This is a genomic window from Marinobacter sp., from assembly GCF_048269445.1.
In the GTDB taxonomy this organism is placed as follows: Bacteria; Pseudomonadota; Gammaproteobacteria; order Pseudomonadales; family Oleiphilaceae; genus Marinobacter.
Genome location: NZ_JBLXIQ010000001.1, coordinates 393,111 through 414,068, shown reverse-complemented (window position 1 = coordinate 414,068; position 20,958 = coordinate 393,111). Strand labels below are relative to the sequence as shown.

General features: G+C 58.1%; 18 protein-coding genes. 8 read left to right on the top strand and 10 right to left on the bottom strand.

What is annotated here, in order from left to right:
* Nucleotides 1-19: 19 nt before the first annotated feature.
* Complete coding sequence (locus ACN0XM_RS01950; RefSeq protein ID WP_417565229.1) at nucleotides 20-1,495, bottom strand: ATPase domain-containing protein; 1,476 nt, start codon at nucleotides 1,493-1,495, stop codon at nucleotides 20-22.
* Nucleotides 1,496-1,509: 14 nt separating this feature from the next.
* Entirely contained in the window at nucleotides 1,510-3,150 is a 1,641-nt protein-coding gene (locus ACN0XM_RS01945) for a methyl-accepting chemotaxis protein (RefSeq protein WP_417565228.1), read from the bottom strand.
* Nucleotides 3,151-3,863: 713 nt separating this feature from the next.
* On the opposite strand from ACN0XM_RS01945, the gene ACN0XM_RS01940 reads away from it, so the two are divergent.
* Entirely contained in the window at nucleotides 3,864-5,135 is a 1,272-nt protein-coding gene (locus ACN0XM_RS01940) for an EAL domain-containing protein (RefSeq protein WP_417565227.1), read from the top strand.
* Nucleotides 5,136-5,212: 77 nt separating this feature from the next.
* Here ACN0XM_RS01940 and ACN0XM_RS01935 read toward each other — a convergent pair whose 3' ends face one another.
* The 4 genes from ACN0XM_RS01935 to ACN0XM_RS01920 form a co-directional block, all read right to left on the bottom strand.
* Nucleotides 5,213-6,523, bottom strand: coding sequence for a TRAP transporter large permease (locus tag ACN0XM_RS01935; protein ID WP_417565226.1), 1,311 nt, complete (start codon nucleotides 6,521-6,523; stop codon nucleotides 5,213-5,215).
* Complete coding sequence (locus tag ACN0XM_RS01930; RefSeq protein ID WP_417565225.1) at nucleotides 6,520-7,074, bottom strand: TRAP transporter small permease subunit; 555 nt, start codon at nucleotides 7,072-7,074, stop codon at nucleotides 6,520-6,522. Before ACN0XM_RS01930 ends, ACN0XM_RS01935 begins: the two co-directional genes overlap by 4 nt.
* Nucleotides 7,075-7,156: 82 nt before the next feature.
* Nucleotides 7,157-8,203, bottom strand: coding sequence for a TRAP transporter substrate-binding protein DctP (gene dctP, locus ACN0XM_RS01925; RefSeq protein ID WP_417565224.1), 1,047 nt, complete (start codon nucleotides 8,201-8,203; stop codon nucleotides 7,157-7,159).
* A gap of 242 nt (nucleotides 8,204-8,445) precedes the next feature.
* Nucleotides 8,446-10,020, bottom strand: coding sequence for a class I adenylate-forming enzyme family protein (locus ACN0XM_RS01920; protein ID WP_417565223.1), 1,575 nt, complete (start codon nucleotides 10,018-10,020; stop codon nucleotides 8,446-8,448).
* A 169-nt stretch (nucleotides 10,021-10,189) separates the two neighbouring features.
* Here ACN0XM_RS01920 and ACN0XM_RS01915 point away from each other — a divergent pair, with 169 nt between their 5' ends.
* The 7 genes from ACN0XM_RS01915 to ACN0XM_RS01885 all read left to right on the top strand — a co-directional run bounded on the left by ACN0XM_RS01915 (nucleotide 10,190) and on the right by ACN0XM_RS01885 (nucleotide 17,321).
* Nucleotides 10,190-10,984 (top strand): SDR family NAD(P)-dependent oxidoreductase, encoded by a 795-nt coding sequence (locus tag ACN0XM_RS01915; protein WP_417565222.1) that lies wholly within the window; start codon nucleotides 10,190-10,192, stop codon nucleotides 10,982-10,984.
* Nucleotides 10,984-11,424 carry a PaaI family thioesterase gene (locus ACN0XM_RS01910; protein WP_417565221.1) on the top strand — a complete coding sequence of 147 codons (441 nt, stop codon included), beginning with the start codon at nucleotides 10,984-10,986 and terminating at the stop codon, nucleotides 11,422-11,424. Before ACN0XM_RS01915 ends, ACN0XM_RS01910 begins: the two co-directional genes overlap by 1 nt.
* 47 nt (nucleotides 11,425-11,471) lie before the next feature.
* A complete protein-coding gene (locus tag ACN0XM_RS01905; protein WP_417565220.1) occupies nucleotides 11,472-12,674 on the top strand; it encodes an acyl-CoA dehydrogenase family protein in 1,203 nt (400 codons plus the stop codon).
* Nucleotides 12,675-12,836: 162 nt separating this feature from the next.
* Nucleotides 12,837-13,604: an SDR family NAD(P)-dependent oxidoreductase gene (locus tag ACN0XM_RS01900; protein ID WP_417565219.1), complete on the top strand. Its 768-nt coding sequence runs from the start codon at nucleotides 12,837-12,839 to the stop codon at nucleotides 13,602-13,604.
* A 168-nt stretch (nucleotides 13,605-13,772) separates the two neighbouring features.
* Entirely contained in the window at nucleotides 13,773-14,837 is a 1,065-nt protein-coding gene (locus ACN0XM_RS01895; protein ID WP_417565218.1) for a phosphotransferase, read from the top strand.
* 14 nt (nucleotides 14,838-14,851) lie between these two features.
* On the top strand, nucleotides 14,852-15,640 hold the full coding sequence (surE, locus tag ACN0XM_RS01890) for a 5'/3'-nucleotidase SurE (protein ID WP_417565506.1): 789 nt from the start codon (nucleotides 14,852-14,854) through the stop codon (nucleotides 15,638-15,640).
* Between the two features lie 13 nt (nucleotides 15,641-15,653).
* Nucleotides 15,654-17,321, top strand: coding sequence for a long-chain fatty acid--CoA ligase (locus ACN0XM_RS01885; RefSeq protein ID WP_417565217.1), 1,668 nt, complete (start codon nucleotides 15,654-15,656; stop codon nucleotides 17,319-17,321).
* Between the two features lie 5 nt (nucleotides 17,322-17,326).
* Here ACN0XM_RS01885 and ACN0XM_RS01880 read toward each other — a convergent pair whose 3' ends face one another.
* Genes ACN0XM_RS01880 through ACN0XM_RS01865 form a run of 4 tightly spaced genes read right to left on the bottom strand, consistent with a single transcriptional unit; the run spans nucleotide 17,327 to nucleotide 20,950 of the window.
* Nucleotides 17,327-17,785 (bottom strand): MaoC family dehydratase, encoded by a 459-nt coding sequence (locus tag ACN0XM_RS01880; protein ID WP_417565216.1) that lies wholly within the window; start codon nucleotides 17,783-17,785, stop codon nucleotides 17,327-17,329.
* A gap of 22 nt (nucleotides 17,786-17,807) precedes the next feature.
* Nucleotides 17,808-18,566, bottom strand: a complete 759-nt coding sequence (locus ACN0XM_RS01875) for a class II aldolase/adducin family protein (RefSeq protein WP_417565215.1) — start codon at nucleotides 18,564-18,566, stop codon at nucleotides 17,808-17,810.
* Between the two features lie 40 nt (nucleotides 18,567-18,606).
* Nucleotides 18,607-19,743, bottom strand: a complete 1,137-nt coding sequence (locus ACN0XM_RS01870) for an acyl-CoA dehydrogenase family protein (protein WP_417565214.1) — start codon at nucleotides 19,741-19,743, stop codon at nucleotides 18,607-18,609.
* A gap of 10 nt (nucleotides 19,744-19,753) precedes the next feature.
* Nucleotides 19,754-20,950 carry an acyl-CoA dehydrogenase family protein gene (locus ACN0XM_RS01865; RefSeq protein WP_417565213.1) on the bottom strand — a complete coding sequence of 399 codons (1,197 nt, stop codon included), beginning with the start codon at nucleotides 20,948-20,950 and terminating at the stop codon, nucleotides 19,754-19,756.
* Nucleotides 20,951-20,958 lie beyond the last annotated feature (8 nt).

Here is a 20,958-nt window from a genome sequence, read left to right as displayed (position 1 = left end):
TGGTATCAGGAGGGGGGGGTTATTCACGGGCATCCCCAATCGTAGTATCAGATTCGGGTTCGGGTTCGGGTTCGCCACGAAGAATACCCCTGAGTCCCTTTAACTCACCACCAACCTTGATGCCACCCGGAGTAATATCAAACTCGCGCAGACTTTTTTCAAAGTCACCGGTGCGCTTTTTCAGTACACCGATGGTTTTACGAATTTCGCCGGCCCTTTCCATGTACCGAAGCAGGATTATGGTGTCCGCAAGATAGCTGACGCCCATTTCGGTCGTTTTCACGTCTCCACCGGTGATAGTCTCAACCTCGTTCAGCAGAATTACCGTCACGCCCATATTGACGAGATAGCGGCACAAAGCGTGGAGCCTTCGGGTAACGCTATCGCCGCCGATGGAGAGTTTATAACCAGCCAGGCTGTCGATCATGATGAGACGGGTGCCGCGTTCCTCGACTTCTTCACAGACCCTGGCTGCGAATTCGTCGGCGGAATAGTGCAAAGGTTCAATGGCCTCAATAGCAAAGGCCCCTGACTCCATGAGTTTCGACAGCGGCATATTGATACCTTCAACTCGGGAAATCAGGGTACTGGTCAATTCCTCGAAGGTATAAACCACCGTTCGTTTACCCTCTTCACAGGCAGTTTTCATAAACTGGATGCCAAGGGACGTTTTACCCACCCCTGTAGGGCCCGAAAGAATGGTGACGGTGCCGCGACTAAGCCCCCCCTTGAGTTGTCGGTCCAGCTCAGGAATGCCTGACGGCATGTCCAGCTGGTCAAACCGGATGCCATGATCACCAGGCTCCAGGCGTGGAAAACAGTACATGCCGCCAGGCCCAAGGCGGATGCTGTGCTGTCCAGAAGCGAAGCCGGAACCCCGGAACTTTGTGATTTCGAGTGAGCGCTTGCTGTCTTTATGTTCCAGCTCGATAACACCATCCGCGAGAAAGCCCAGTTCTTCGCTGTCTTTGCCTGAATTGGCATCTTCTGCGGCGCAAATTACCGTTGCGCCCTGGCCAGTCAGATAGCGCAACAGTGTGATCACCTGTTTTCGGTACTGAAAAGCGTCCGGTGAAAAATAATGCAGGTATGTGAGCGAATCGATAAAGATCCGCTGCGGGCGGATGGCCTCAAAGGCTTTGCGAATTCTTTTCGGTAGCCCGGGGTCCTCAACGTCCTCTGGCGACATGATGCTGTAGGGCTCTGCATCATCAATGCTCACGTCCGAGGGAGAAAAATCAACGATGCTGACTGTGTCGAGCTTGAAGCCCTGTCGGCTGGCATCAACTCGCAACTGTTGCTCATCTTCACCCATGCTGACAAACAGGCTTCGGGTGTCGGAATCCGCGGTCAGAAAGTGAAGCCCAAGGGTGGTTTTCCCGGACCCGGGACCCCCGCGCACGATATAACTGCGTTGTTGCAGAAGGCCGCCATTCAGGACCCGGTCGAGGCCAGCAATCCCACTGGTGAGCCTGTCGTTCTTTGGGTTATTCATGTGCCTGACCCTCGTTAGCTGTGCCTGAACTTTTCGACAGTGCGTTGAAGATCACCACCGAGGCGAGCAAGGTCATTGGATGACATGGCGATCTGGTTGTTGGCCGTTGCAGACTGGTCGGTGACTTCGCGGATATTCACCACGCTCTCGCTGATGTCCTCTGCGACGGAGGTCTGTTCTTCAACGGCAGTTGCGATCTGAAGGTTCATGGCCTGAATAGAGGAAACCGATTCGGCAATACTGGCGAGCGACTCTCCGGCCTTGCGTGTCACTTCCACGGCGGATTCAGCGCTGTCACTGTTATTTCGCATACTTTCTGCGGCCTCATTGGCACCTTGCTGCAGGGTGTTGACCAGGGTTTCGATTTCACCGGTCGAGTCGTGGGTACGTTTTGCAAGTGCCCGAACCTCATCGGCCACCACCGCAAAGCCGCGGCCCTGGTCGCCGGCCCGGGCAGCCTCGATGGCAGCATTCAGGGCAAGCAGATTGGTTTGCTCCGCGATGCTGCGGATAACATCCAGAATGCTGCCAATATTGGTGCTGTCCTCCCGCAATCTGGTGATCAGGTCGGCGCTGCTATCAACGTCTGCGGATAGTGCTTCAATCTGTGTCATGGCCGACGTTACAATTTGATGGCCTTCTTTGGCCTGTTCGTCCGACTCCGAGGCAGAAGTGGCGGCAGATTCCGCATTCCGTGCCACTTCCTGAACGGTAGCGGTCATTTCGTTCATTGCGGTAGCAACCTGGTCCGTTTCGTCACGCTGCTGGATTGCGCCAGTGCTGGTCTGTTCGGTAACGGCAGACAGCTCTTCTGCAGAGCTCGCAATCAGTGAAATACCCTCTGCAACTTCCTTGATGGTATGGCGCAGGTTTTCTGTCATTACCTGCATGGCCATCATCAACCGGCCAAGTTCGTCCGTGCGGTCGGCGCTGATGTTATGGCGGAGATCACCGTCGGCTACCTTGCCGGCATGATCCACCAGTTGGTTCAGTGGCGTTACGATCACGCGGGTAATGACAAGAGCGGCTCCGATCCCGATCACTAATGCCACAACGGTAACGATCAGTAGCACCTGGAACGTTTTGTCCCTTGCCTGAAGCATCAGGGAGTGCTCGCCTTGATAGGCTTCTTCGGCCTGATCCATGACGCTGCGGGCTGTCGCTGTCAAGTTGGACTCAAGGTCGGTCAGGCGCCCGATATTCAAAACCAGGCTATCGAACTGGCTGGCATAGTCGCCGACGGCCTTTTCAATCCCGGTGATATATTCTCGCCCTGCATTTGTTTTAAGTGATGATTTGAGCTCCGAGATACCCTCGTCCAATGCGCGAAGGCGCTCGTTCAGTCTGTCCGTATCCTCCTTGCTTTCTGATATCAGGAAGTTTTTCTCCATGCGTCGGGCATCAAGGATATCCCGGGCCAACTCTCCAGCACGCCGGGCCAGGATAAAGGTTTGTTGTGCGTTGGCTTCTTCACCATTTTCCAATTGTTCCAGCGCCCGGCGTTGCTGGAACTGCTCAAACTCTACAAATAGTATGACCGCTTCCCGGGCTGAGACTTCCATTGATTCCACCGCTTGCCTGGTGGTGGCGCGCTCTTCAATAGTTCTCTGAAATGCCGACTGGTACTTGTCGAGATCTTCCTGGATTAAGCTCATGGCTCTTTGTTGTTCAGGATTCTCCAGAACTTTTTCAGTATCTACAGCCGTCTCTCGGGCTGACGCTATGGCATTCTGTGCGGCCTCTGCATAATCCTGGCGACCTCTCAGGAAATAATTCTTTTCATTAAATCGTGCCTCTTGGACGAGATTGTTTATAGCGGACGATTTCCTGATGTTGGCGTTGCTTTCCATCAAGTTAGCAAACCCGAAGTAGGCTGTAGAAGCCATGAAAACAATAAGTATCAGGACAAGGCCAAAGGCCGAAAATAGCTTTTTCCTGACGGGCATATTAAGCAATGATTTTCTCAATATAAGCACACTTATTTCCTTTGCTTATTCATTCGTTCAAGAGAGCGGCGTTTTGTCTGGATGTCAGCTTTATCGAAGAGGTGATGTTGAAAACAACCAAGGTCGTAAATGTATAAATAGAAGATTAAGGTTATAGATACGGGAAATTTATGTCCAATTTTCAGACAGATTTGGTATTAAATATGCGATGAAAGAAAAATAAATATCAATATATGTTCTGATGGCTTTTTATATTTAAATCTTCAGACAGACTCCGGGGCACTTCTTGTTCAGAGTTTGCAGGGGGATTCAAACTGAAAAGTCAGCCAAATGAGAAATTGTACGTATCAAATATAAAGCGATAAGTATCGGCTAATCTGACAACTTACAACTCATCGACTTGACGATAGGAATGCCGGAATATGTCATCGAAAAGCGAAGAACTCCAAAATCGTAAAGGCCAGAAGCCTGCTTCTATCGGACAAGTTATCCTTTCCGCGGCGAATATTAATTCGGGTACGACCAGACTGTTTCTGCCACGTCTACTTGAAGCTGTTCGCATCCATCTGGGAATGGAGATTGGTTTCATTTCCAGGTTTTCAGGTGGCCGCCGAGAGTTTCTGTATGTAAGCAGTGATGGACGGCAAGAGGCACCAGCCCCGGGCGCCAGCGCTCCCCTTGAAGAGTCGGCCTGTATCCGGGTGGTGAAAAACCAGGCACCTAATCTTGTTCGAGATGCCCAAATGCATCCCTCTTTAAGGGATCTGCCAGCTATCGAAGCCCTGGGGATCAGATCTCATGCGAGCGTTCCTATCCCTTCCGGAAACGATGATACTTTCGGGACCCTGTGCTGCTATTCCTGTGATTACAAAGAGCAGCTGGATGAACGCGATATCGGCTTTATGTCCGCTATGGCCGACTTGATAGGTAACGCATTACAAGAAGAGCAACGAGCTCTTGATGATATCTCTTCCCGCTGTAAACACATCCGTGACGTTCTCACGTCCGGCGGGCTTCAGATGGCTTGGCAGCCCATCGTGGATTCGACCACAGGCGGCCTCGTCGGAGTCGAGTCTCTCGCCCGATTTCAGACCGATCCCTATCGACCGCCCAACGAGTGGTTCGATGAGGCGGCTGAGCTTGGAATCGGAACTGAGTTGGAAAAAAGCGCCTTTGCCAAGGGCATAGCTGTTAAGGAGCATCTGCCCGAGAACCTCTATGTAGGCTGCAACCTTTCAGGTACCACTTTTCTTGAACCGGAATTTCAGGATTTCCTCAGACAGCAGGAACTGAAACAAATCGTGCTGGAGATCACGGAGCACGATGCCATCGCGGATTACGGAGAATTGGCCTCCGCTCTGTCAGAGTTTCGTCATCGAGGTTTGCAGTTGGCGATCGACGATTTTGGTGCGGGCTATGCCAGCTTTCGGCATATTGTGGAGCTGAATCCCGACATTATTAAGCTGGACATATCGCTAGTGCGTAACATCGACCGAAGCCCTACTATTCAATCAGTAGTCAGGGCATTGGTCGGGTTTGCCAACGAGGGGGGCACCAAACTCCTGGCCGAGGGCGTCGAAACCCAGGCCGAGCTCGATATGCTCAGAGCACTCGGCATCAGGCGGGTACAGGGCTATCTTTTTTACAAACCAATGCCCCACACCCAGCTTTTAAATCTTTTCCGTTCCAATTGAGCGCGCTATCAGCGGCCTTTTATGGTGGCATCTGATAGGGTCGAACTCAATGTCTGCAACCGGACCTGGCAACCCGATCAGAAGAACTGATCCGGCAGCCAGGTGGCGATTTCCGGGAAGATCATGATGATGGCAATGGCCAGAATCTCGATCAGGACAAAGGGAATCACCGAGGTGTAAATGTCCTTCATGGTAATGCCGGGTGGCACCACACCCTTGAGGTAGAACAGGTTAAAGCCGAAGGGTGGGGTCTTGTAGCCGATCTCCATGTTGATCACGAACAGGATGCCGAACCAGATGGGGTCGAACCCCAGCGATTCCACGATCGGCATGAACACGGGCAGGGTGATCAGCATGATGCCCACCGGGTCCAGAACCATTGCAAGGAAGAAGATGATGACCATCATGGCAATGATAATGCCCCAGGGTCCCCCGGGGATGTACTGGATCAGGCCCTCGATCAGCGCCTGGGCGCCCATGCTCTGGTAGGCCGCACTGAACGCGTGGGCGGCAAACAGGATCCACATGATCATGCCGGTGAGCTTGAAGGTGCGGATGGCCGCGTCCTGCATGACCGACCACTTCAATTCACCATAGACTGCCGCCGAAATCAGTGCACCGAGTACCCCCATGGCGGCGGCCTCCGTGGGCGTGGTAATACCGCCGATGATGGAGCCCAACACCATCACCACCACCCCGATTGGCAGCAATACGGCCCGCAGGGCGCGCAGCTTTTCCGGCCAGGTGCCCCGGTCTTCTTTCGGCAGCGCCGGAGCCAGGTGCGGCTGGAGATTGGCCCGCACAATAATGTAGATGGATGTCAGCACCATCAACAAGACGCCGGGCATGATGCCGGCAGCGAACATCTGGCCCACGGAGACCCCGGTGATCAGGGCGTACAGGATCATCAGGATGCTGGGCGGAATCAGGATGCCCCAGCCGCCACCGGTGTTGATCACACCAAGAGCCATCTTGCGATCGTAGCCCCGCTCCAGCATGGACGGCAGGGCAATGGTGCCCATGGCCACCACCGCCGCACCGCTGATGCCCACCATGGCGGCAAATACAGCACAGATGGCCAGGGTGCCCAGGGCCAGGCCACCCCGAAGGCCACCAAACCACAGATGCATCATTCGGTAGAGGTCCTTGGCGACACCGGTGCGCTCCAGCACCATGGCCATGAAGACGAAGAGGGGAATGGCCACCAGGGTAAAGCTGGCCATGGTGCCCGAGATCTGCGAGACCACCATGTAGAAGGAATCGAAGCCCCAGGTGAAATACAGGAACACCACCGACACGCCGCCGAGCACAAAGGCCAGGGGCAGTCCCAGCAGCAGGAAGAACAGCAGTGAGCCGAAGAACAGCAGGGTCAGTATTTCAATGCTCACAGGTACTCTCCTTCGGAGTCTTCAGGCTCTTCCCGGGCCGGTTGGTAATAATCCAGGTTGAAGGCGATGGCGATGTCTTCCAGCAGTTTCACCAGACCCTGCAGCACCAGCAGGCCGGTGCCGATCGGGATCGCCAGTTTGACCGGCCAGACTGGTGGGTTCCAGGCGGAATAGGAGGTTTCCCAGCTGGCAATGGATTCGCTGGCGACATCTATGCCGAACCAGAGCAGCGCCAGGGTAAAGATGAAAAAAACCACCGACGTGACGATGTCCATGACGGCGCGTTTTCTGGGTGTGAGATGAGAGTGGAGCAGGTCTACGTTCACGTGGCCCCGATGGGCCATGATGTAGCCGCCAGACATGATGGCATAGACCCCGAACAACATCTGCGAGAGTTCGTTAGTCCAGACCGTGGGCGCGTTGAGCAGGTAGCGGAAACCGACTTCCAGCAGCAGGAAGCCGAACATGGCAAACACCAGCAGCGCAATCCCGCGCCCGATAAAATCATTGAGACGGGTGACCCCTCTCATGAATGTTGTCAGCACACTCATGACACGCTCCGGCAAATCGTTGGTTTTCAGGGGGAAAGAAAGCCGGGGCACGCCCCGGCTTGGTTTTAGCAGCTGACGGCTCTTACAGGTAACCGAGATCAGTCAGGAAGCCTTTCAGCATTTCCAGTGCCTTCTCGGCTTTCTCGCTGCGCTTGCCTTCTTCATCCCACAGTTTCTGGGCGGTCTGGGCCAGCTTTTGCTGAACGTCCTGGGGCAGGGTATTCACCTCAACACCGAATTCCGCCTGGGCTTTCGCCAGTGCCAGCTGTTCCTTGTACTGGTATTCGTTGGTGCGCACCCAGAACTGCTCGGCAAGGGCATCCTTGACGATCTTCTGCATGTCTTCCGGCAGCTTGTCCAGGGCTTTCTGGCTGACAATGATCACGTCGGTACCGGCGATGTTGAGCGCGGGCTGAACATGATACTTGGCCACCTCATAGAGGCCCATGCTGAGCGCGCCCTGTGCAGCGCCCCAGTGGGCACCATCGACAATACCAGAATCCAGCGCGGAATAGAGCTCACTGCCCGGGATGTAGGAGGCGGCGGCACCAGCTTCGGTCAGAAAGGTTTGCAGGGCCCCGGATGAGCGAATTTTCAGGCTGGTGAAGTCTTCCCAGCTTTTGATCGGCTTCTTGACCACCATTTCGGTGGGATAGACCTTGTCGGTTGCCCAGTAGACGCCGTATTGCGCCGCTTCTTCGCGCAGCATGGCTTCAAAGCCCATGTTCTGGTGGAAGTAGGCTGCTTCCCAAACGTTGCGGAAGGCAAACGGCAGGCCCGAGGCAATGCCGGCCAGGGAGACCTTGTCCTGGGCATAGGACGGTGAAATCGTGCCCATTTCCAGAATGCCGCGGCTGACGGCGTTAAATGTGTCTGTTGCCTTGAACAGGGCGCCGGCCTCGAACAGTTGGAGCTTCAGGCGGCCATCGGTGCGCTCTTCCAGTACCCGCTTGAGTCTGCCCAGGCTGTCAGTATAAGAGCTGCTGGAACCGGGCCAGTGCGACTGGACCTTCCAGGTAACGGCATCCTGGGCGGCAGCGGGCGTGGCGACGAGGGCTGCCGACAGGCCAAGGGTCATTGCCGAGGCAAAGACGGTCAGTTTTCTTCGGGCGTTGGTAAACAGAGTCATGGTTGGCCTCATTCGTTGTTGTACTTGTGCATTAATGGCTTTTTGTTTATGACCAATGGGTCTTTCTTTGTTTCACTGTGCAGAACTAATGACTGCATGGTGAATTGGAGTTCTCTGAATCTAACACATGTCTTGTTTTTTGCAATAGCAGGTTGACCGGTCCCTCATTACGGAGTGTTAGTGAAGGATAGCCCAATGGCTGGTACTGGGTAGAATCACGGAGCGACCTGCTCTCCGTAGACTCAGGTTTCGATCCAGTAGGGCGCCCGCAGTTCGCGTTTCAGCACCTTGCCGATGGCGGAACGGGGCAGGGTGGTACGGAATTCGATGGCCGCCAGGCGCTGGGATTTGCCCAGTTGTCCGTTGGCCCACTCCAGTATCCCGGTTTCGGTTTCATCACGACCTGGCTGGAGAACCACCAGACCAAGTGGCGTTTCCCCCCAGTGTTCGCTGGGAATGCCAATGACCGTGGCGTCGGCCACCGCCGGGTGCGTCAGCAGTACTTTTTCCAGATCCACCGGGTAGATGTTAAAACCGCCGGAGATGATCATGTCCTTCCGGCGATCAAGGATGTAGATAAAGCCGTCCTCGTCGATTCGCCCCATGTCACCGCTGCGGTAAAACACCTCGCCTTCCGGGCTCGTCCAGAGCATCTCCCGGGTCTGCTCCGGGCGGTTCACGTAGCCGCGCATCATCGAAATGGCACGGCCCACGATCTCGCCGGTGGCGCCTCTGGGCAGCTCACGGTCATCCTCGCCAATCACCCGCACCTCGGCGCCTTGGGTGGGCACGCCAACCGAGTCCCACTTGTCCGGGTGGGCCGCGCAGTCAAGGCTTGTGGATATGCCACCTTCAGTGAGGCCGTAAACTTCCCGAAGGTTGCCTGGCCAGCGGGCCATGGCATCGGCAATCACTGACGACCGCAGCGGGGCACTGGTACAGAGCTTGAGCTGGAAGCTGGAGAGGTCAAACTGGTCAAAATCCGGCTGCGCCAGAATCCGCTGGTACTGTACCGGTACCAGCATGGCGTGGGTGACCCGGTAGGTTTCGGCCAGCTCCAGGAACCTGCGGGCATCGAATTTCGCCATTAGCACCAGGGTGCCGCCGTGGTAGAGCGTGGGCAGCACCGAAACCAGGGTGGTGTTGGAGTAGAGTGGCGTGGACACAAGGTTGATGGCATCGCCGTCCAGCCCGTACCGGCTCATTCTTACCATCTGCCGTTGGCGGAAACGGTAATCGTGCAGGATGCCTTTGGGCGTGCCCGTGGTGCCGGAGCTATAAATGATATTGAACGGATCGTCCAGGGTGACCGGCTCGGGCCGGGCGGTGATGGCTGATTGCGCAAGCCAGTCCGAAAGACGGTAAGCGGCTCCATCCAGCGGGCCATCAAGGCTGATGGTGTGCTCCTCCGGTACGTTGGTCAGTTGGCCTTGCAAGGCAGAAAGCAGCCCCTGTTGTGTCCCGGACACGAACAGAAAGCGCGCCTGGCAGTCAGCCACCATCATCGCCAGTGCTTCGGTACTGGCCATACCGGAGAGTGGCACCATGCAGCCTCCGGCCACCAGGGTGCCCAGGTACAAGGCGACATCGTCGCGGCTGTTGCCGGACAACGCAGCCACTGACTCTCCCGGCTGCAGCCCCGCCTCACGCAACCGGTTGGCAACGCGGTTAACCTGATCGACAAGGCTTCGCCAGTCCAGGGTGCCCTGATCATCGATCAGTGCCGGGTGGCTGCCACGGGTTTGGGCGTATTGCTGGATGCGATGCCCGATCGCGTCCATGGATTCATTGGGATCGATTGGCGCATAGACCGGCATATCTGGCTTCCCGCTTTCCATTTTTTGCCTCTCAGGTGTTATTGTGTTTTATCTAGTGAAATTAACTTCCGAATATATTGACTCAAAACCGGCAGGCGTGACAAATTAACCAAATAGAAAAACCCCAACACCACCAACAACAATGAGACAGTCCGGGGAGCACGGGTATATGGGACGGTTTGATCAACGGGTAGCCATTGTCACCGGCGCCGCCAGCGGTATTGGCCGGGCGACGGCCCTGCGGCTGGCCCGGGAGGGTGCCTCGGTGATCCTGGCGGATACCTCGGACGCCGGCCTGGTGGAAACCGAAAACCAGCTGCCCGAGGGGGCCGATCGCCTGAGGCGGCGAGTGGACGTGGCCAACGAAGCCCAGGTAAAGGCTTTGGTGAGTGAGACTATGGCCACCTTCGGGCAGATCGACGTGCTGTGCAATATCGCCGGCATTGCCAGTACCGGCCAGGGTCACCCACCGGTGACCGCGAACGACCGCGCCGAGTGGGACCAGGTATTATCGGTGAATCTGATAGGCACCATGTTGCTGATCAAACACGTGGCGCCGCACATGCAGGCCCGCAAGCTCGGCGCCATCGTCAACACTGCATCGGTGGCGGGCATCCGGTCGGGCGCAGGCGGCAATGCCTACAGTGCCTCCAAAGCCGGAGTAATCAACCTGACCATGACCGCGGCCTGTGACCTGGGCAGCGACAACGTGCGGGTGAATGCTGTGTGCCCCGGTCTGGTGGAGACCGGCATGACCCGGGCGGTGTTTGATTACGCCCGGGCCAATGAAAAAGCCCACAAGCTCGGGGCCCGCTGTGAGCTGCGCCGGTATGGCAACCCCGAAGAAATCGCCGCGGCCATCCTGTTTCTTGCCAGCGACGATGCCAGCTACATCACCGGCCAGTCCCTGGCCGTGGATGGTGGTAATACCGCGTCCCTTAACCTGCCAGGAATGAAAGTGTAATGAGTGAACAAGAGCCCCTCTTTACCGATGGCAAAGACCTGCCCGGCTTTCACAGCCTGCTGGGTTACCGCCAGGTGTCCTGGGAGGAGAACGAAGCCGTGCTAGAGCTGGAGCTGCAGCCCCGGCACCTGAACCTGGGCGGAGTGATCCATGGGGGTGTGCTCACCTCGCTGCTGGACATTGTGTTGGCCCAGGCGGGCACCCACTGCCCCTACCCAGGGCGGATGCGCAAGGCCATCACCCTGTCCCTGACCACCACCTTCACCGGGCAGTGTTCCGGCGGAACTATCAAGGTCACTGGCCGAAAGCGCGCCGGAGGCACCCGCATTTTCAACAGCACCGGTGAGGTTCATGACGACAGGGGCAACCTGCTGGCCATCGCCGAGGGTACGTTCCGGATTCGGTCCGGCAGCGACAAACCAGAGGGCGTTCCGATCTGACGGAGCGGTTACCGACTTAATGCCAACAACACCAAGAGGAAGCGGACATGTTTGAACTGTCTGACAAAGCGAAAAAGCTGCAGGCGCAGCTGAACGAGTTCATGGACGCTCACATCTACCCGAATGAGCACAAGCACCATGAGCAGATTGAGCAGGCAGAGAACCGCTGGGCGCCGGTTCCGATTATTGAGGAACTGAAAAAGAAGGCGAAAGCCGCCGGGCTGTGGAATCTGTTCCTGCCGGAAAGCGAATTCGGCGCCGGGCTGACCAACTACGAATACGCCCACCTGTGCGAAGTCATGGGCCGCTCCGCCATGGCACCGGAGGTGTTCAACTGCTCCGCGCCGGATACCGGCAACATGGAAACCATCGCCCGCTATGGCAATAAAGAACAGCAGGATACGTGGCTGAAACCGCTTCTGGCTGGCGAGATCCGTTCGTGTTTCTCGATGACCGAGCCGGACGTGGCGTCGTCGGATGCCACCAACATTGCCTGTGAAATCCGCCGCGACGGCGACCAGTATGTGATCAACGGCAAAAAGTGGTGGTCTTCCGGCGCCATGACCACCACCTCGAAAATCGCCATCGTGATGGGCAAGACCGACCCGGAGGCTGAGAAGCACAAGCAGCAGTCGATGATTCTGGTGCCTCTGGATGCCCCGGGGGTGAAGATGATCCGCTCGCTTACGGTGTTTGGTTACGACCATGCACCCCATGGCCACGCGGAGATTCACTACGAGAACGTGCGGGTGCCGGTGGGCAACATTCTGCTGGGCGAGGGCCGCGGTTTTGAGATTGCCCAGGGTCGCCTGGGACCGGGCCGTATTCACCACTGCATGCGCACCATCGGTGTGGCCGAGCGGGCACTGGAGCTGATGTGCAAGCGTGCCAATGCGCGCGAGGCCTTTGGCAAGCCGCTGTCCAGTTTCGATTCCATCCGCAAGGACATCGCCCGCAGCCGCATCGAGATTGAGCAGGCGCGGTTGCTGACGTTGAAAGCGGCGCACATGATGGACACCGTCGGGAACAAGGTGGCCCGTCAGGAGATCGCGATGATCAAGGTGATTGCGCCGAGTATGGCGCTGAAGGTGCTGGACCGGGCGATTCAGATTCATGGCGGTGCCGGTGTATCCCAGGACACCTTCCTGGCGGAGGCCTGGGCCAAGGTGCGGACACTGCGGCTGGCGGACGGGCCGGATGAGGTGCATCTGGATTCTGTGGCCAAGATTGAGCTTCGCCAGTACCGCTAAACCCATAACCTCTGAATAAGGGGAGAGCGGCCGGGGTGATGTCCTTCCGGGACACGCCGTGAATACGTCCTTGTAGGCTTGGGCAAAACATCCCTGTTTTGCACAGTCCCGGAAGGACATCACCCCGGCCACTTCCATGCTTCAGTGTCTGAGGATCGAATAATGACTAACCCGCTTTTTGATATGACTGGAAAAGTCGCCGTGATAACAGGCTCCACCAAAGGCATCGGCCGCGCCATCGCCGAAGAAATGGCCCGCCTGGGTGCCAAAGTCGTGATCTCCAGCCGCAAGGCCGAGGCCTGTGAGCAGGTGGCCAATGAGCTGAAAGCCCAGGGCTATGAGGCTATCGCCATTCCCTGCCATGTCGGCAGGAAAGAAGACCTGCAGAACCTGGTGGACAAGACCAACGAAGCCTGGGGCGCCATTGATGTGCTGGTGTGCAACGCTGCCACCAACCCGGTGTACGGCACCACCGCAGAGATGACCGACGACGCCTGGGACAAGATCATGGACACCAACGTCAAAGGTACTTTCTGGCTCACCAACATGGTGCTGCCGCAGATGGCGGAAAAGGGTGAAGGCGCGGTTGTGCTGCTGTCCAGCATTGCCAGTCTCCGTGGCAATACCACCATCGGCACTTATGGCGTGTCCAAAGCTGCGGAAGCGGCTCTTGCCCGCAACCTGGCCGTGGAGTGGGGGCCGAAGGGCATCCGCGTTAACAGCATCGCCCCCGGCCTGATCAAGACCGACTTCGCCAAAGCCCTGTGGGAAGACCCCGTGCGCGTGAAACGTGCCGAAGATAGAACGCCGCTGCGCAGAATTGGCGAGCCGGTCGACATCGCCGGCCTGGCGGTGTTTCTGTCCACCAGGGCCAGCGCCTACATCACCGGCCAGGTCATCGTAGCCGATGGCGGCGAAACGATTTGTTAGCAAACCATTTGTTTGGGGTAGCCAAACAAAAGTATGCCGAGGCCGGTGGGTAGGGGTGGTCTTTCTGCAGGAAAAAAGATGTCTGAGCGCAGCGAGTTGCTTTTTTCCGGAAGAAAGACCACCCCTGCCTGCCGGCCGCTGCCCCCCAAAGTGAAGGCAAAACAAAACATGAGCATCACCCCAGAGCTGGTAGAAGTCCTCCCGGCCCACAAATTTGACGAAGCCAGCCTCCTGAGCTGGCTGCAGGAAGCCATACCCGGTTTCGGTACAAGGCTCGATGTCCGGCAGTTCCAGGGTGGCCAGTCCAACCCTACGTTCCTGCTGGACACCGACAGCGGCCGATACGTGCTGCGCAAAAAGCCGCCCGGCAAAACCCTGCCCTCCGCCCACATGGTCGAGCGGGAATACAAGGTCATGCGTGCCCTGTCCGAACACACCAGCGTCCCGGTGCCGAACACCCGGGCCCTGTGTGAAGACAGCAATGTCATCGGTACGCCGTTCTATGTCATGGACTACCTTGAGGGTCGTATCGTCAGCCACTCGGCGCTGCGGGCGCTGGATCGTCACGAACGGTTACCGGCCCATCACTCTGCCATCGATACTCTGGCGCAACTGCACTCGGTGGATGTGAATGCTGTTGGCCTCGGCGATTTTGGCCGCCCGGAAGGCTACGTGGCCCGGCAGGTTTCCCGGTGGAGTAAACAGTACCTGGCGTCAAAAACCGACGAGCTGCCGGCCATGGACAAACTCATGACCTGGCTGCCGGAGAATCTGCCCTCCACGGATGAATGCGCCATCGCCCATGGCGATTACCGGTTTGGCAATCTGATGCTGGCACCGGACAGTCCGGAAGTGATTGCCATTCTGGACTGGGAGCTTTCGACACTGGGCCATCCATTGGCGGATCTGGCCTATTACTGTCTGCCTTATTACCTGCCATCGGATCTGGAAGGTATGCGAGGGCTGTTGGGCGAGGATCTGGAGGCACTGGGTATTCCGGACGAGCAGGAAACCATTGATCGCTATTGCCGACAGACAGGCCGGGATGGCATTGCCGACTGGCACGTGTTCCTGGCGTTTTCGCTGTTTCGACTGGCGTCCATTCTTCAGGGAGTCTATAAGCGGGCGCTGGATGGCAATGCCGCCAATGCCAACGCCCTGGACGTGGGCAGGCGTGCGAGCCTGCTGGCAGATGTGGGCTGGAGAATTGCCAGTGAAGGAGACCGGTCATGACAAGTTCTAGCGCCATGGGCGACGCTATCGTCCGTCGCATCCTGATCACCAACGACGACGGCATCAACGCGCCGGGCCTGAAAGTGCTCGAGCAGATCGCCCGTAATCTGGCAGAGGAAGTCTGGGTCGTGGCGCCGGAGCATGACCGCAGCGGTGCCGGCCAGAGTATCTCCATTCATGACCCGTTACGGGTGTATGAACAGGGTGACAAGCGTTATGCGGTCTCCGGCACACCGGCGGACTGTGTACTGTATTCGCTGGCCCAGTGGTTCGGCGAAACGCCGCCGGATCTGGTGCTGTCCGGGGTGAACTGCGGCGCCAACATCAGCGATTCCGTGCAGTATTCCGGCACCGTTGGGGCGGTGCTCAGTGCCGAGCACATGGGCATACCTGCCATTGCACTGAGCCAGGCTTTCCTGAGTCGCGAAGGTGTGGATTGGTCACCGGTCGCCATCTTTGGGGAAACGGTGGTACGCCAGTTGTGGCAGCCGGGGCAGAGCCGGGCCTGGAACGTGAACTTCCCCGCCTGCGAGGCGGTGGCTATCAGCCAGGCACGGTGGTGCAAGCAGTCCAACGGCTCGATCCAGCGGGCGCGCCTGCTGGCAGGACAGGATGCCCGGAGCCTGCCGTACTGGTGGCTGGGTTTTGATCGCAGCTCCCGCCACATCGTGGCGCCCGATGAGGACGTCAGCGTGTTGCGGGACAACGCCATCGCCATCACACCATTGCGTCACCGGGAAGCTCTGCCCGGCGGCACCGACGTTTTTGATCTGGCCGCGACAGCGGCTCACAGAACCGATTAAGGGGATCACAACAATGACCTTTACCCGCCATTACGCCGTCTGGCCGAGAGAGCTGCCCAAGAGTCTGGCGCTGCCGCGGACCAGCGTGTTTACCAACCTGGAAATTTCCGCGCGGCGTTATCCCGACCGTAACGCCATCATCTTTTACGATGCGCCGATGACCTACAGCCGGCTGTTCCGGGAAGTGGAAGCGATGGCCGGCTACCTGCAGGCACAGGGCGTAGCCAAAGGCGACCGGGTGTTGCTGTACATGCAGAACTCACCTCAGTACGTGATTGCCTATTACGCCATTCTGCGTGCGGATGCGGTGGTGATTCCCATCAACCCGATGAACCGGGCGGCGGAACTGGAGCACTTTGTTGCCGATACCGGTGCCGATGTCTGCCTCGCGGGTCAGGAGCTGGCCGGCTTTATCGCTCCGTTACTGGAAACGACCGATCTCAGCCAGATAGTGGTGGCTTCCTACAGCACGTATATCGCTCCGGACACCGATCTGGCTCTGCCTAAAGAAGTCGCCGCCCCGGCCTGGTCAAAAGAGATGGCCGGTGTGGTTAGCTGGGAGCAGGCGCTGGCGGAGGGTCATACTCCATCTGCCCATACCGCCGGCCCGGAAGATCTCGCCGTGATTCCTTACAGCTCCGGCACCACCGGCGCACCTAAGGGCTGCATGCACACCCACCGCAGCGTGATGGCCACCGCCGTGCACCGGGCATTCTGGAACCTGAGCACCGCCAATACGGTGCAACTGGCGACCCTGCCGTTCTTCCACGTCACCGGCATGACCGGCTCCATGAACAGCCCGATCTACAGCGGTTCCACCACGGTCATCATGACCCGCTGGGACCGCACCACCGCGGCACGGCTGATCGAGAGGTATAAAGTCACCGGCTGGACCAACATTGTCACCATGGCGGTGGATTTTCTCTCCAACCCGGACATCGGCCAGTACGACCTGACCAGTCTCACCACCATCGGCGGTGGCGGGGCGGCCATGCCCGAGGCCGTGGCGGCCAAACTCAAGACCATGACCGGTCTGGACTACATTGAGGGTTATGGCCTGTCGGAAACCATGGCAGCCACCCACATCAACCCCTCGAATCGTCCCAAACCCCAGTGCCTGGGTATCCCGGTGTTTGATGTGGACAGCCGGATCATTGATGTGGACACCCTGCAGGAAAAAGGCCCCGGCGAGACCGGTGAAATCGTTTCTAACGGGCCACAGGTCACCATTGGTTACTGGAACCGTCCTGCCGAAACCGAAGCCGCGTTCGTGGAGATCGATGGCAAGCGGTTTTTCCGCACTGGCGATCTGGGCTACTACGATGAGGAGGGTTATTTCTTCATGGTGGATCGGGTCAAACGGATGATTAACGCATCCGGTTACAAGGTCTGGCCATCAGAAGTCGAGGGCCTGATGTATCGCCATCCCGGGATTCACGAAGTCTGCATTATTTCCTCGCCTGATCCCAAGCGCGGTGAGACCGTCAAGGCCTGTATCGTGCTGACCCCGGAGGCGGAGGGCAAGACCAAGGCTGAGGACATCACCGCCTGGTGCAAGGAACAGATGGCGGCCTACAAGATTCCCACCCTGATCGAGTTTGTCGACCAGTTGCCGAAGTCGCCCACCGGAAAGCTGATGTGGCGAGCGTTGCAGGAAGAGGAGTGGGAGGCCAAGTCCTGAGCGGCTCAGCCCCGCACGTACATGGCGAGATGCTCGGCCACGCAGGCGGGCTTGTCCCCGCCGCGGATTTCCACTGTGGTGCGATAGGTGGCCAGCGTGCGCTGGTCATCTACCCTGGACACATCCAGCAGTTCCATTTTGCTCCGGATCTGCGCCCCGGACTTCACGGCGGCGGGGAAGCGTAGCTTGTTCAGGCCGTAATTGATGCTGGCGCTTTTGCCCTGCACGTTAATGACCTGCTGATTCAGCAATGGAATCAGGGATGCGGTCAGATAACCGTGGGCCACCGTGCTCTTCCAGGGTGACTCACGCCTTGCCCGCTCCACATCCAGATGGATCCATTGATGATCCCCGGTGGCATCGGCGAAGGCCTGGATCATCTCCTGGCTAATGGTTTTCCAGGGGCTGTAGCCAATCACCGAGTTCTTGTAGCGGCCGAGGTCGTCCAGTTCCACTGTCAGCATGTCTGTGCTCCTGGCCGGTCAGTCAGACCGCGTAGCCTGGGTTTTTACTGTCCAGAAGCCGAACCAGGGCCGGCCAGGTCAGGGCGGAGGCACTGCCGAGCGCCTGTGACTGGTCTGCCGTGGTCCGGATGGCGTGTTCCGATGGCATCCAGGTGGGGCCACAACTTTGCGCCTTCACCTGGATCTCACAGGCTTTCATCAGGAAATACAGGTAGGTGAAAGTCTCCGGTACATGCTTGCCGGCGGTCAATACGCCGTGATTGCGCAGCAGCATCATGGACTTGTCGCCCAGGTCCCGGATCAGCCGTTCCCGTTCGTCCAGGTCCAGGGCCACGCCCTCGTAATCGTGGTAGCTCAGGTGATTGAGGCACAGCATGGCGGTCTGGCTCAGGGGCAGCAGACCGTCCCGGTGGGCGGAGACCGCCACACCATCGGGCGCGTGCAGATGCATCACCGCGCCGGCGTCTTCCCGGCCCATGTGCACCGCGCTGTGGATGGTAAAGCCAGCCGGATTGACGCGCCGAAGGCCGCCGGCCTCCACCACCTCGCCGTCCCGGTCCACCTTAACCAGCGACGAGGCGGTAATTTCGTGGAACAGTAGCCCATAGGGATTGATCAGGAAGTGATGATCCGGCCCTGGCACCCGGGCGGACAAGTGGGTGAAGACCAGATCATCCCAGCCAAACAGGGCCACCAGCCGGTAGGCGGCAGCCAGTTCGGTACGAACCTTCCATTCGGCTTTACTCAGATCCTGTTCAGTCGACTGTTCGTTTGTTGTCATTGTGATACCCCCAATCTCCTGAATAATGATCGTTTACCGGTTACTGTAGCAGGGCAGCGTAACGCTCCAGGTGGAAGTCGTCGTCCCCCAGCTGATGGTTGATCGCGATCAGGCGCTTGGCGTAATGGGCGAAGTTGTACTCCCAGGTCATGCCAATGCCGCCATGGGACTGGATGCCCTGCTCGGAAATGAACTGGCCACTGCGGCCGATGACATTCTTGGCGGCGGCCAGGACCCGGCGCCTCTCGTCACTCTGGGGCTCGTCGGCGACACTGGCCGCCAGGATCGCCATGGAGCGGGCTTGCTCCAGCTCTGACATCATGTCCACCATCCGATGCTGAAGCACCTGGAACTTGCCGATGGGTACGCCAAACTGCTTGCGTTGTTTCAGGTAGTCCAGAGTCAGGTCGCAGGCCACTTCCATTGCGCCCACGGCCTCGCCGCATAGAGCGGCGATGGCACGTCCGGTCTGATACTCAATCACCTCGCCTGCCTTGCCTTCTTCGCCCAGAAGGGCCTCGGCGCCCAGTTTGACGTTGTTCAGGAACAGGTCGCAGCCCTTGGTGCCGTCAATGGTCGGATAGGTGCGACGCTCCAGCCCTTCGGCATCGGCGCTGATCAGGAACAGACTGATGCCATCGGTATCCCGGCTGTCGCCGGAAGTGCGGGCAGAAACCACCAGCACATCGGCACAGTGACCGCTGATGACCACAGCCTTGCGACCATTAAGCAGATAGCCGTCACCGGATTTTTCCGCCCGGGTTTCCACATCGTTCAGGTCATAAAAGCTCTGGGGCTCCTGCAGGCCCACGGCCGCGCGCATCTCGCCACTGGCGATGCCACCAAGCCACTGTTCGTGCTGCTGGTCGTTGCCGGCCTGGCTGATCAGCCCGCCGCCAAGGACAATAGATTGCAGGTAGGGTTCGATGCACAGGCCGCGACCCAGCTCGGTCATCACGCTCTGCACTTCAACGCCGGTGCCGCCAAAACCTCCCAGCTCTTCCGGAAAGGGCACGGCCGTTAGGCCCAGCTCGCCCAGCTGTTTCCAGAAATCGGCGCTGAACCCCAGCTCCGATTCGCTGTATTCGAGGCGCTTTTCAAAACTGTATTCACCGCGCACCAGGCGGGCCACGGTGTCCTGCAGCATCTGCTGCTCTTCGTTGAGTCGGAAATCCATGGTCGCCTCCTTAAAGCCCGAGAATCATTTTCGACACGATGTTTTTCTGGATCTCATTGGATCCGCCGAAAATAGACAGCTTGCGATTGTTGAAGTACTGGGCCGCCAGCGGCGCGGCATTCTCGTCAGAGAGGAATTCGCCGTCGTAATCCTGACTCAGCTCTTCTTCTACGAACGGGATGGCGTAGGGGCCAATGGCCCGGCGCGCCAGATCATTGATGGTCTGACGGATTTCGGTGCCGCGGACCTTCAGCATCGAGCTTTCCGCACCCGGCATGCCGCCGCCTTCAACTGAAGCAATGATGCGAAGGTTGCTGATGCCGGCGGCCATCAGGTCTATTTCCACCTGGGCAATGCGTTGGCTGAAGGTGGCATCCTCGATCAGCGGCTTGCCGTTCTTGAGACGACGGGAGGCCAGCTGCTTGAGGTGTGACAGAGCTGCCTTGGACAGGCCAATACCGGCGAGACCGGTGCGCTCATAGGTCAGCAGGTACTTGGCGTAAGTCCAGCCTTTGTCTTCCTCGCCCACCAGGTTTTCGACGGGGACTTTGACGTCCTCGAAGAACACTTCGTTCACCTCGTGCTCGCCATCGAGGGTTATGATCGGCCGCACCGTGATGCCCGGGTCGTTCATGTCCATCAGCAGGAAGGAAATGCCCTCCTGGGCTTTCACCTCGGTATTGGTGCGCACCAGACAGAAAATCATGTTCGCGTGCTGGCCCAGGGTGGTCCAGGTTTTCTGACCATTAACGATGTAATGGTCACCTTCGCGCACAGCCCGGGTTTTCAGAGAGGCGAGGTCGGAACCGGCGCCCGGTTCGGAGTAGCCCTGGCACCACCAGTCTTCCCCGCTCAGGATCCGGGGCAGGTATTTTTGCTTCTGCTCCTCGTTACCGAACTTGATGATCACGGGCGCCACCATGTTCACCCCGAAAGGAACGGACCGCGGTACCCCATACCGGCAGGACTCTTCATCCCAGATGTGCTTCTGGACCGGTGTCCACTTCACGCCGCCATATTCTTCCGGCCAGTGGGTTGCGTACCAGCCCTGTGCGCTCAGGATTTTCTGCCAGCGCTGATGGTCCTCTTTGGACAGGCGGCGGAACCCCTTTACCTTGGCGGCAATATCCGCTGGCAGCTTATTGTCCAGGAAATCGCGGACTTCATCACGGAAGGCGAGTTCCTCGGCGGTGTAGTTCAGGTTCATAAGTGACC